Here is an 11,489-nt window from a genome sequence, read left to right as displayed (position 1 = left end):
CCGTCCCTGGATCGGGCCCTTAGCGGGCGCCGACCGGCGTGGCGCTCGAGGCCACGGGAATGGTGACAGTGGACGCGGCCTGGGCAGCGGCCTTCTTGGGCTCGATGGTCACGACCTTGGCCTTGACCTTCATGTTCGGCCCCATCAGGCGCACGCCGCCGTTCACGATGACCTTGTCGTCCGGCTTGATGCCGCTGCGGATGACCCGCAGGCCCTGCGTGGTCGGGCCAAGCTCGACCGGCTTCAGGGTCACCGAGCCGTCGGCCGCCACGACGTTGACCGCCTTGCGGGCGCCGTCGGCGACGATGGCGGCTTCCGGCACCAGCAACGCGTCATAGGCCTGGCCGCCTTCGACCTTGGCCTTGGCGAACATGCCCGGCTTCAGGAAGCCGTTCGGGTTGGGGACCACGGCGCGCATCCGGATGGCGCCGGACGCGCCGTCGATGCTGTTGTCGGTGAAGTCGATCTGGCCGGTCCAGCGGTAGTCGGCCTCGTCCTGCAGGCGGATCTGCACCTTGCCGCCCTTGCCCGTCGCGCGCTGGTCCTTGAGCAGCTGGGCCTCGGAGGCGTCGAACAGGAAGTGGATCGGCGTGGTGGAGACGATGGTGGTCAGCACGTCCGCGCCGGCCCCGCCGCCCGAGATCACGTTGCCCGGATCGACGCGGCGATCCGAGACGACGCCCGAGGTCGGCGCAGTGACGCGGGTGAACTCGAGGTCCAATGCCCGCGCCTGGACCGTCGCCTGGGCGACTTCGCTGGCGGCGCGCTTGTTGTCGTACTCTTCGCGGCTGATGGCCTGGACCTTCAGCAGGGTCTCGGCGCGAGCAAGATCCGCTGCAGCCAGCTTGGCCTGGGCGCGCGCGGCGGCGAGCTGGGCTTCGGCCGGACGCGGGTCCAGCGTGAACAGCAGCTGGCCCTTGTTGACGAATTGGCCTTCGCGGAAATGGGCGGCTTGCAGGTAGCCGCTGGTGCGGGCGCGCACGTCGACGCGCTCGGGCGCTTCGAAGCGTCCGGTGAAATCGTCCCAATCAACGACCGATTGCCGCAGCGGCGTGGCGACGGAAACCTCCGGCGCCGGCATCTGCGGCGGACCTTCAGGCTTGCCGCATCCGGCCAGAACCAATGCAGCGGCGGCCGTTGCGACGAACGGCGCGAAAAACTTACGCATGATTTATCCCACGGGCGGGGGAGCGCCCAAGTCAACGGTTGATGACTTTTACATCGACAGGGCCTACATATGTCAACAGCCGATGACAACAAGGGAGCGAACGGCGAAAATGGCCGAAAATGTGGCGCCGGTGCGCGCGCGCAACGCGGCGGCGACAAGACAAGCGATCCTCGACGCGGCGAAAAGTCGTTTCGCCAAAGAGGGTTATGACGGCGCGAGCCTCCGCGAGATCGCCGCCGACGCCCGCGTCGACGCGGCGCTGGTTTCTCGCTATTTCGGCTCCAAGGAAGAGCTCTTCGTCGAGGTCCTGAACTGCGGACCTGACGCTACGGAACTCTTTCAGGGCGAACTGAGCCAGTTCGGCGAGCGCGTCGCCGACAAGCTCATGGACGATCCCGACCGCCAGGACGGTCTCGATCACCTCTTGATCATGCTGCGATCGGCGTCGTCGCCAGCCGCCGCCGAGCCGCTGCGACGCTCCATGCGGACCTGGTTCCACGATCCCTTCGCGGCCTATCTGGGCGGCCCCGAGGCCGATGTCCGAGCCCGCCTGGCCGGCGACCTGATCATGGGCGTGGCGATCTCCCGCGCCATCACCGACGACCACGACCTCGACGTGGAGGGACAGGCGGCTCTGCGCCGCCGACTGGCCAAAGTCATCCAGGCCGCGATCGAGCCCTAGGTCAGCGGTATGGCCGCGCCAAACTTCACGCGTCGGCGCACGAACACCGCCTCGAAGCGCCCCACCGACGGGTGATCGGCGATCTCGGCGTCCACGAACGCGTTGAATCCGTCCATGCTTTCAAAGACCGTGATGCACATCAGGTCGTAGGCGCCGGCCAGCTCCATGACCACCTGCACATGTGGCGAGCGGCTCAGCCGCGCCCGCACATCGGCGACCCGCGCGGGCCCCTGCTGCGCCAGCTGGATCATCACCATCACCGAGATGTGGTCCCCCGCCAGTCGCGGGTCCAGCACCGAGATGTCGGCGGCGATGACGCCGTTGCTCCGATAGCTGCGGATCCGCCGCTGGATCGCCGACGGCGACAGCGGCACCCTGTCGGCCAACTCATGGGCGCTAGTCTGGTTCGACACCTGCAGGGCCGACAGTATCCGCAGGTCCAACCGGTCGAGCTGCATCTCCATCGCCGTGTCCTCCAGCCGCGGGCGACCGTCGAATGGAGCACGCCGGCAGATGGGTCATGGAGTTCGCGACAAACGACGACGCCCACGCGTCGAAGGACGATTTCACTGATGAATGCAGACGCCGCAGGTCAGGCTGACCGTCCGACGATCGCATCCAGTCGATCGCGCACAGCGCGTCCGGCCGGTGTGAGATGCAGAACCCGACTGCGGCCGTCGTTCGGGTTCAAGAAGGCCTCGACCAGGCCGCATGCCGGCGCTCTGGCCCACTCGGATCCCGGCGGCCCGAACGAGCGGATGCTGCGCGAAGCCGTTGGTTCGGTCATGCACGCTTGTTCAGCCAACTCCTGAATGGTCAGGCCTTCACGATCGCAGGCGTGCAGGAACGCAGCGATCTCGTTGACGGTGATGGTTGGGTTGAAGCTCCGAAAAAGAGTCAGGGCCTCGACGAGCACGATCCGCGACCGCATCGGCTCAGCCGTCCACATGGGCGCCGGCTCGCGTCGCCAGATTAGCCGGCAGGGCCCGCACGGCCGGCGTCGGCCGCCGCTCACGCCGCTCGCGCATAGCTAGCGTCGCTTCCGGATAGACCGCCCTCGCCTGCTCCAAAATGGCTTCCAGTCGGCGTTGGTGCTCAGCCGCCTCGACATAGTCGCCGACATTGAGCTCGATCGAAATCTGGCCCCACAGCTTCATGGCGCGCCTCCAAAGCCAATTGTCTCGTTGTTCCTATCCCTAACCTCCGGCGCACGCGGTTTCGGCGCGTTATGACGCTCGCCTGCGCGGCGACGCGGCGATGATCGGCGGCAGGCGCCGCCATACCGCACCGGCCACAAAAGCAAACCGGCCGGTCCCTCGCGGAACCGGCCGGCGCTTGGTCTTTCGAGTTTCCGTTCGCCCTTAGAAGGACTTGCGGACGCTCACGTACCAGTAGCGGCTGTAGGGCTGGTAGAGCGCGCCCAGATAGCCGTCCGAGGCAAGCGGCGGCTTCTCGTCGGTCAGGTTGCGGACACCGACGCGCAGGCGGGTGTTCGACGCCAGGCCTTCAGTGAACTCGTACTGGCCGTAGAGGTTGGCCGTGAGCTGCGAGTCGACCACCCAGGCCGCGCCAGTGGAGTCCAGCAGCTGCGTGTCATCCACGTCGCTGATGTACTGGGTGAAGGCGCCGACGGTCCACTGGTCGTAGCTCCAGGTCGCCGAGGCCGACCACTTCCACTCCGGACGACCGTCCTGGCGGACCAGATCGCCGCCGCCGCCGATGAAGATCGTCGGGTCGATCTCGCCAGCCGCTTGGGCGGCGATGAGCTCGGCCACGCCCGGCGAGGGCGAGCGGTAGAACTTGATCAGATGGGCGGCGTTGAAGTTGACGCTGAAGTCGCCGTACTGGGTACCACGCAGGTTCCACATCACGCCGATGTCCAGGCCGCGCGCCTCTTGCGGCAGCAGGTTCTGGTACTGGTCGGTGATGTAAAGGATCTGGCCGACCGGAGCCAAGCCAGTGCCCGCGAAGGCGGCGATGTCGTCGGCGGTCGGCGCAGCGCGAACCACGTTGGCGAACGACGAACCGTTCAGGCGAGCGTAGTAGTCGGCGGTGATGGCGTTGCCGCCGCCGAACAGGCCGACGATACCGTCCTGCTTCACGCGCCAGTAGTCGACGGTGAAGGTGAAGCGGCCGAAGTCCTCCGGAATGAAGCGCGGCTCATAGACCACGCCGACGCCCCAGGTCTCCGACTCTTCCGGCTTCAGTTCCGGGTTGCCCGAACGCCGCTCGGCGGTGGCCGGCGCGGAGCAGGCCTGCAGGTTGCTGAGGCGGCCGGCGCGGACGTCGGCTTCGCAGCGATACCAGTCGCGACGGTTGTTCGAACGCGTCACCAGGGTGGCGTTGACCTGTTCGAGGTTCGGGGCCTTGAAGCCTTGAGCCCACGAACCGCGGAAGCGCAGGCCGTCGACGACGTCCCAGGCCATGGCGACCTTCGGCTTGGCCACATCGCCAGCGTCGCTGAAGCTCTCGTAGCGGCCGGCGACTTGGGCTTCCAGGTTATGGACGAACGGGATGTCCATTTCCGGCGAGACGAGCGGAATCGCGAACTCGAGATAGGCCGAGGTCACGTTGCGCGACCCCTTGGTGTCCGGCGACGGGCTCGACCCCACCAGGTCGTTGGCGTAGGTCACGCCGGTGTTGGCATTGGTGAAGGTGATCGTGCCGTCCAGTCGGGCGTCACGGTCGTCCTTCTGGGTTTCACGACGATACTCGACGCCGGCGGCGAAGCCGACGTCGCCGCCCGGAACCTGGAACAGGTCGACCTTCGAAACCTTGAAGTCAGCCATGGCCAGCGAGCTGGTGTTCTTGCGGACAGTCTTGACGCGGATGGCGTCGATCGCGGCCTGCGAGCTCGGACGGTTGTCACCGATGCTCGGGTTGTCGAGGCTGCCGCCGTTGAACGGGTTGTAGGCATCCGGCGTGGCCAGAGCCATCTGACGCTGCAGCGCCGTGGCGCTGATGCCGTCCGAGGTGTCCTCGACCGAGGCCTTCGAATAGAGCAGCGCGCCTTCCCAGTTGAAGCCGAACTTCTCGCCCTTCAGGCCGCCGAGGAAGCGCCATTGCTCGTTCTCGACGTCGACGCGGTTCGGGCCCACGTCCACGAAGTTGTAGGCGGCCATCGTCGCGGCGACGCCGGCCGGACCGACGCTCAGGCCCGGCAGACGGTTCGGGTTGGCCTGACCGTTCGGCAGGACCGCAGCGCCGAAGGGGTTGTAATAGTTCGACGCGGCGATCGCGATCGGCAGGGTGCTGAGGTTCGTCGTCGAGGTCTGCACCGCGTGGGTGGTGGCGGTGTAGTAGCCGAACTCACCGAACGCGCGCAGGTCGTCGCTGATGTCGTACTTGCCGGTCAGGAACAGGTTGACCCGCTCCAGCTCCGGCATGACCGAAGTGTTGAAGGTGCCGGTGTCAAAACGCAGGTTGCGGTCGGCGCCGGTCGCCGAGTTGGCCGCCGCGCCGGTGGCCAGGCAGATGCCGCCGCCCAGCTGGGCCGCGCAGGCCGAGTTGGTCGAGGGCTGGATGTGGAACGCGCCGGCCGTCGAGGTCAGCAGCGCGCCGTTCTGACGGACGGCCGTGAGGGCGGTCAGGCTGGCCCACGGCGAGGCCGTCAGGCGGTCGTCGAGGGTCACGTTGCCGGCGTACGAAGTGCCCGCGAACAGCGGCGTCTTGTCGGACGAGGAAGTGAAGTCCTGGTCCCAGGCGTTCAGCGACGTGCGGTTGGTATAGTTGGCGAACAGGCTGATGTTGCCGCGGCCTTCGTGGAAGTTGCGGCCAGCCTGGATGTTGAACTCACCCTCGCGCAGGTGCGTGCCTTCGGCCGCGCCGTACTGGGCTTCGACCGTCAGGCCGTCGAAGTCGTCCTGCAGCACGGTGTTGACGACGCCGGCCACAGCGTCCGAGCCGTACAGCGCAGCGGCGCCGTCACGCAGGACTTCCAGGCGCTTCAAGCCGTTCACCGGAATGGCGTTGGTGTTGTAGGTCAGCACCGGCACCAGGTTCTCGTCGGCGCGGCTGGTCGGGTGAGCCACCACGCGGCGGCCGTTCAGCAGGACTAGGGTGTTGCCGACGCCGAGGTTGCGCAGGTTCACCGAACCGACGTCGCCGCGGGCGCTATTGCTGGAGTTCGGCAGGTAGCTCGAGTTGAAGCTGACGTCACCCATCTGCGGAATGGAGCGGAACAGGTCGTCGCCCGAGGTCGCGGCCACGTTCGCGAGTTGAGCCTGATCGACCACGGTGACGGGGAGAGCCGCCGTGACCTTCGCGCCTTCGATCTGCGAACCGACGACGATGATTTCTTCAACCGTGTCGTCGGCGGTCTGAGCGTTGGCCGCACCCGCGATAGAGAGGGCGCAAAGCGCCGAGGTCGCGAGCATGGCGTCGCGCCAAGACATGCGAGAATTCATTGAGATTATCCCCTCAACCCATAAGTGTACTATGTCAATTTGCAGCTAAAACTGCAAAAGACGACGTCGGCGTGACAAACACATGATCGCTGCCGCTACGTCACCCTTCTCGTTTTGACCCGACGAGAAATAACGGTGTCTGTGGCATTGCAGCCACCGACCCAAGGCGAGACGCCCGACTGCTCACCTCAACTGAATGGAGACTTAAGGAAGTGGCGGCGCGACGCGCAGCAGAACCCGCGCGACGGCAAGACCGACGCGCGCGCTCGATGCCAAGACGCAGTGGAGACTCAGATCCTCAGTAGAAACTGACGTTGTCGATCTCGAGCCACATCTTCTCGCCACCCGGCCGGCCGCCGTCGATGGTGATCTCCAGAACGTCGTCGCCGGTCCAGGGGCCAGTCCCCGCGCCGCGGCCGCTCGTCCGCTTCAGGGCGCTGAACGGCACATCAACCGTCCGCCACTCCGAGCCGGAGGCGACTTCGGCGATCCAGCGGCCGTTCTGCGTATTGACGCCGAGATCATAGGCCTTGCCGTCGCCGCGCAGTTCAAAGCGCACGCCCTTGTAGGCGCGCACGTCAACCGGTTCGACCGAGCCGCGGCTGAGCGGGATGATCACGCCAGCATTGGCGTCGTCCTTGGCCGACATCCGCGCAGCGATACTCAGCGCATGGTCGGTGGCGGTGCGGTTGATCACCTGCGCCACCTGAATGGTGCGGTCGATGCCGCCGTCCATATCGTCCATCCGCAGGGTGTCGTAGTTGGAGCGCGCGCTCTCGAAGTCGTCGATCAAGGGACCTTTAGCCTTGATCACCGGCATCGACTTCAGGCTGTTGGCGGCAGGCAGCTTGGTTCCCGGGCCGTGCACCTGCACGCCGTCCACGAAGACGCGGTCGGTCTTGTAGACGTCGGCGATGTTGGTCCAGGGCTGGCCGGCGATCAGCACGATGTCGGCGCGCTTGCCCTTCTCGATGGTGCCGCGGTCGTCCAGCTCGCCCAGCACCTTGGCGCTGTTGGCGGTGCCGGCGATCAGCGCCTGCGAGGGTGTCAGCCCCGCGCGGACCAGCAGTTCCAGCTCCTTGAGCGTCGAGGCGCCATGCGGCGTGCCGGTCATGCCCGCGTCGGTGCCAAGGGCGATGGTCACCCCGGCGTCGTGCAGCGCCTTCACGTTATGCAGCGCATAGCCGAACTTCTGCTCGCTGCGGCTGCGGGCCTCGGGGCTCTGCGAGGGGCCGGCCTTGGCCGGGTCATAGACGGCGAGCGTCGGCGCATAGGCAGTGCCTCCTGCCTTGATCGCGTCGATTGTGGCCTGGTCGACCTCACGGTCCTGCAGGCTGTGGGCGATGACGTCGACCTTGGCGCGGCCGGCGATCGCCCCACGGTCGACGGTGACCGTATGCGTCAGGACCTTGAGGTTGTTGCGGTGGGCCTCGTCGACCAGGGCGCTCAGCGTGCCCTCGTCCATGCTGGTGTTGTCGGCCGACGCGCCATAGCGCCAGCCGTCGGCGAAGGCCTTGATGAAGTCGGGCTTGTAGGGAACCAGCGCTTTCACTTCCATGCGCGCGCCCTGGGGCGAGTTCACCCACTTGGTGGTCGCGCGGTCGGCCCAGTCGGCGCCGTGGCCGCCCGGCGTGCTCATGCGCGCGACGAAGTTCACGTGCGGCGAGGCCATCGACGCGATCCAGCGGCGGCGCGGCTCGAACGACTCCGGCTGCTGATGGAAGTCGTTCACCGTCGTCACGCCGGCGGCGATGTAGGCGTTGGCGATCTGCGGCGAGATCCGCGGATCACCGGCCGGCGTCCAATGGGTATGAACGTCGAAGAAGCCCGGCAGCAGCGCCTTGCCCTTGGCGTCGATCACCACAGCGCCGCGCGGCGCCTTCACGCCTGGCCCGACCTCGGCGATACGGCCGTCCTTGATCACGACATTGGCCAGGTGCGGGGCCGCGCCCGTCGCGTCAAACACCGTCGCGCCGATGATCGCCACCGGGCGGCCCTGCGCCTGAGCCGCGCCAGCGAACGCCAAGATCCCGCCGACGGTCGCCAGACCGACCGAACGCCAACCGTTCCGAACCACGCTCACCTGCACCCCCGGTACTCGTTACTGAACTGACGGAGCGAGCTTGCCCGTTCCCCGAATGCGTCCAGTTAGGCTTGGGTCGGCAAGAAAGCGATTCATATCGCCGTTCCGAGGGATGAATTTGCCCGTTACCTCGCGGCAGAGCAGGTGTACCAAGTCCTGACAACGTCTTCATTTGAACGCAACGCGTGCGCATGTAGCCTGGGCGGCGAACACCTCCCTCCTTGGCGACCTCCCAATGAAGCAATTCCTTCTCACCATGGCCGGCGTCTTCGCGGGCTTGGTGCTGTTCCTGATCGGCGTTCCGTTCCTGCTTATCGTCATGGCCGCCGGGGCCGCCAAGCCGGCGCCGACGCCGGCCCACACCGTGCTCGCCCTCGACCTGCGCGACCCGCTGACGGACCAGGACCCGGTCAACCCCTTCGCTTCGATCGGGCGTCGCTCGATGTCAGTCATGTCGGTGATCGAGACGCTCGATCGGGCCGGCAAGGACGGCAAGGTCAAGGCGGTGCTGGTGCGCCTGCCGGAAGGCGGCATGCCCCCCGCCGCCGCCGACGAGATCCGCCTGGCGCTGAAGAAGTTCCGCGCCTCCGGCAAGCCGGTGATCGCCCACAGCCAGGGGCTCTATCCCTCGGGCGTGATCACCTCGACCTACATGCTGGGCGCGGCTGCTGACGAGTTCTGGATGCAGCCCGGCGCCTCGCTGCAGGCGACCGGCCTGGCCACCGAGGACGTCTTCTTCAAGCGCTTCTTCGACAAGTACGGCGTCAAGGCCGACTACGAGCAGCGCTACGAGTTCAAGAACGCGGTCAACCCGTACCTCTACAGCGACTACACGGCGCCGCACCGCGAGGCTCAACTCTCCTGGATGGGCTCAGTCTACGGCTCGACCCTGGTCAACGCCGCCACCGACCGCAAGCAGACGCCGCAGGTCCTGCGCACGAACCTTGAGGCTGGCCCCTACATCGCCGAGGACGCACTGAAGCTGAAGTTGATCGACAAGGTCGGCCAGGTGAAGGACGCCGAGACCGCCGTTCTGGCCAAGGCCGGCAAGGGCGCCGAGCTGGTCGAGTTCGAGAAGTACATGCGCTCCACCCGTGAACGCGTGCCGCGCCCGGGTCCGGCCATCGCCATCGTCGAGGGCGAAGGCGCGATCGTCACCGGCCACGATGGTTCGGCCAATCCGTTCTCCTCGTCCTCCGCCATGCATTCGGACGACATCGCCGAGGCGCTCTACGACGCCATTGAGGACAAGGACGTGAAGGCCATCGTCTTCCGCGTCTCCTCGCCCGGCGGCTCCGACACCGCATCCGAGCAGATCCTCGCCGCCGTTCGGGCGGCCAAGGCTGCAAAGAAGCCGGTCGTGGTGTCGATGGGGACCTACGCGGCCTCGGGAGGCTACTGGGTGTCCAGCGAGGCCTCGGCGATCGTCGCGCACCCCTCGACCCTGACCGGCTCGATCGGGGTGTTCGGCGGCAAGTTCGCCCTCGGCCCGGCTCTGGAACGCTATGGGATCGACGTTCGCCAGGTCGGGGTTGGCGGCGAGTACGCTGGCGCCTTTGGGGTCGGCGGCGAGATGAACCAGGCCCAGCGCGCAGCCTTCTCCGGCTGGATGGACCGCATCTACGCCAACTTCGTCGACCGCGTGGCCGAAGGCCGCAAGCTGCCGCCCGAGCGAGTGCGCGAGATCGCCAAGGGCCGCGTCTGGACGGGCGCCCAAGCCCGGGAGATCGGCCTCGTCGACGAGGTCGGCGGCTTCTACCAGGCGGTGGACAAGGCCAAGGCCCTGGCGGGCCTGCAGGGCGACGTGCGCCTGAAGCGCATGACCACCCAGGTCTCGCCGTTCGAGGCCCTTGAAGGCGCCCTCGGCGTCTCGGCGAATTCGGCTCGCACCCTGGCGGCGGCCGCCTGGATCTTCGGCGATCCGCGCGCCCAGGGGCTGCTTGACGAGATGGCCCAGGAACGGATGCGCAGCTCGGGCGCGATGGTCCTGTCTCCGACGCCGGTGAAGTAAGCGGTCAGGTCGTCGGCCGCCGCCGCATGTTGCTCGCCGGCAGGGTGAAGATCACCTGCCGGCGCCCGTAATCTAGGGTGATGGCGTCGAACTGGCGCATGGCGTCCGCGCCGATCAGCAGGCTGGGCTTGGCCTTCAGGTCCCAGATGTCGAAGACGTGCAGGTCGGCGAACACCGTGGTCAGCCGTGTGATGTCCAGCCCGCCGATCCGCAGCAGCGGCAGCACCGCCAGTTCGCCCTGGGCGGTCTGCCCGGTGGCGCTCAGCACCGGCACCACATAGCGCGGCGCCCGTAACTCCGCCGTCCCGATGACCAGCTTGTGCAGGGCTTCGTTACCCACCGTGCTCTGCGAGCCGGAATCCAAAAACGCGGTCACAGGCCGCCCCGCCACATCCGCGCCGACGATGATCAGTTGTCCGAACCGGTAGCGTGCAGGCACGACCACCTGACGTGACGACACCGCGTCCTGGCTCGGCAGGCGACTGGCCGCCGCAGCGCTCAGCCCGACGCGGGTGGGCTGCGATCCCGGCCCGCGCGACGGGGTGATCCGGAACTCGTTATTCAGGAAATCGATGGTCACGCGCCGGCCGCGCAACACATCGACGCCCAGCAGGCCGTCGGCGCCGAGGCGTTCGCGGCCGAGCGTAGGCGCACGGATCGCACGGGTGGCGACAGCGTCGACCTCCAGCAAGTCGATAGTGACGGTGTTGGACGGCTCGACTCCGGCGACGCCGTGCACGTCGGCCGGCCCGGCGTCAGGCAGGCCCAGCTTGGCGGCCAATTCCCGGGTGATGACGGTGCGGTTGGCGCCGGTGTCGACGACGAAGTCGAATGGCCCCTGCCCGTTGATCCGCACCGGAGCGGTCACTCGCCCAGCCATGTCGGCGTCCGTCGTCAGGGCCGCGCCATCGTCGCCCCCTGCTCCGGGCGGCGGCGCGGCGCCGGCCATGTTGATCATGACCGGCGGCGACTGCAACGGCGTCGCGCAGCCGGAAAGCGCCAACAGGCCCAGCCCGACCGTCCGCCTGTCGAAAGACTGCACCGCTATCCTCCCGCACGTATCCGCTGCCCTGCTCGGACATCGATCTCTGCTTGGAGGGTGTGGGCAGGGCAGCGCCCCTGTCCAGGGCCGTCGCGCT

The 11,489-nt window shown here is 67.3% G+C and carries 9 protein-coding genes; 2 read left to right on the top strand and 7 right to left on the bottom strand.

The genetic code is table 11. The features are described 5' to 3' along the window. Nucleotides 1-19: 19 nt before the first annotated feature. Nucleotides 20-1,168, bottom strand: coding sequence for an efflux RND transporter periplasmic adaptor subunit (locus C0481_RS19935; RefSeq protein ID WP_293407162.1), 1,149 nt, complete (start codon nucleotides 1,166-1,168; stop codon nucleotides 20-22). 109 nt (nucleotides 1,169-1,277) lie between these two features. Here C0481_RS19935 and C0481_RS19930 point away from each other — a divergent pair, with 109 nt between their 5' ends. Next, on the top strand, nucleotides 1,278-1,850 hold the full coding sequence (locus C0481_RS19930) for a TetR/AcrR family transcriptional regulator (protein ID WP_293407159.1): 573 nt from the start codon (nucleotides 1,278-1,280) through the stop codon (nucleotides 1,848-1,850). Here C0481_RS19930 and C0481_RS19925 read toward each other — a convergent pair. The 5 genes from C0481_RS19925 to C0481_RS19905 all read right to left on the bottom strand — a co-directional run bounded on the left by C0481_RS19925 (nucleotide 1,847) and on the right by C0481_RS19905 (nucleotide 8,339). Next, the gene (locus tag C0481_RS19925; RefSeq protein WP_293407156.1) at nucleotides 1,847-2,314 is read right to left on the bottom strand and encodes an Lrp/AsnC family transcriptional regulator; all 468 of its coding nucleotides are present in this window, start codon (nucleotides 2,312-2,314) and stop codon (nucleotides 1,847-1,849) included. The two genes, C0481_RS19930 and C0481_RS19925, sit on opposite strands and share 4 nt — an antisense overlap. Nucleotides 2,315-2,442: 128 nt before the next feature. Further along, nucleotides 2,443-2,799 carry a MarR family winged helix-turn-helix transcriptional regulator gene (locus C0481_RS19920; RefSeq protein WP_293407153.1) on the bottom strand — a complete coding sequence of 119 codons (357 nt, stop codon included), beginning with the start codon at nucleotides 2,797-2,799 and terminating at the stop codon, nucleotides 2,443-2,445. After that, a complete protein-coding gene (locus tag C0481_RS19915) occupies nucleotides 2,786-3,007 on the bottom strand; it encodes a hypothetical protein (protein WP_293407150.1) in 222 nt (73 codons plus the stop codon). Before C0481_RS19915 ends, C0481_RS19920 begins: the two co-directional genes overlap by 14 nt. 204 nt (nucleotides 3,008-3,211) lie before the next feature. Further along, nucleotides 3,212-6,244 carry a TonB-dependent receptor gene (locus C0481_RS19910; RefSeq protein WP_293407147.1) on the bottom strand — a complete coding sequence of 1,011 codons (3,033 nt, stop codon included), beginning with the start codon at nucleotides 6,242-6,244 and terminating at the stop codon, nucleotides 3,212-3,214. Between the two features lie 310 nt (nucleotides 6,245-6,554). Continuing rightward, entirely contained in the window at nucleotides 6,555-8,339 is a 1,785-nt protein-coding gene (locus tag C0481_RS19905; protein ID WP_293407144.1) for a CIA30 family protein, read from the bottom strand. Between the two features lie 235 nt (nucleotides 8,340-8,574). Between C0481_RS19905 and sppA the strand changes: the two genes are divergently transcribed. Then, nucleotides 8,575-10,350 carry a signal peptide peptidase SppA gene (sppA, locus tag C0481_RS19900; protein ID WP_293407141.1) on the top strand — a complete coding sequence of 592 codons (1,776 nt, stop codon included), beginning with the start codon at nucleotides 8,575-8,577 and terminating at the stop codon, nucleotides 10,348-10,350. A 4-nt stretch (nucleotides 10,351-10,354) separates the two neighbouring features. Here the strand turns inward: sppA and C0481_RS19895 are convergent, their stop codons facing one another. Next, nucleotides 10,355-11,392: an aspartyl protease family protein gene (locus C0481_RS19895; protein WP_293407138.1), complete on the bottom strand. Its 1,038-nt coding sequence runs from the start codon at nucleotides 11,390-11,392 to the stop codon at nucleotides 10,355-10,357. Nucleotides 11,393-11,489: the final 97 nt, after the last annotated feature.

Source organism: Phenylobacterium sp. (genome assembly GCF_013822795.1).
Lineage (GTDB): Bacteria > Pseudomonadota > Alphaproteobacteria > Caulobacterales > Caulobacteraceae > Phenylobacterium.
This window is presented reverse-complemented; position numbering and strand designations above follow the sequence as displayed.

What these genes read in the sequence shown, in the direction of transcription:
- C0481_RS19935 (WP_293407162.1), bottom strand. Translation starts at nt 1,168, where the DNA reads ATGCGTAAGTTTTTCGCGCCGTTCGTCGCAACGGCCGCCGCTGCATTG.
- C0481_RS19930 (WP_293407159.1), top strand. Translation starts at nt 1,278, where the DNA reads ATGGCCGAAAATGTGGCGCCGGTGCGCGCGCGCAACGCGGCGGCGACA.
- C0481_RS19925 (WP_293407156.1), bottom strand. Translation starts at nt 2,314, where the DNA reads ATGGAGATGCAGCTCGACCGGTTGGACCTGCGGATACTGTCGGCCCTG.
- C0481_RS19920 (WP_293407153.1), bottom strand. Translation starts at nt 2,799, where the DNA reads ATGTGGACGGCTGAGCCGATGCGGTCGCGGATCGTGCTCGTCGAGGCC.
- C0481_RS19915 (WP_293407150.1), bottom strand. Translation starts at nt 3,007, where the DNA reads ATGAAGCTGTGGGGCCAGATTTCGATCGAGCTCAATGTCGGCGACTAT.
- C0481_RS19910 (WP_293407147.1), bottom strand. Translation starts at nt 6,244, where the DNA reads ATGTCTTGGCGCGACGCCATGCTCGCGACCTCGGCGCTTTGCGCCCTC.
- sppA (WP_293407141.1), top strand. Translation starts at nt 8,575, where the DNA reads ATGAAGCAATTCCTTCTCACCATGGCCGGCGTCTTCGCGGGCTTGGTG.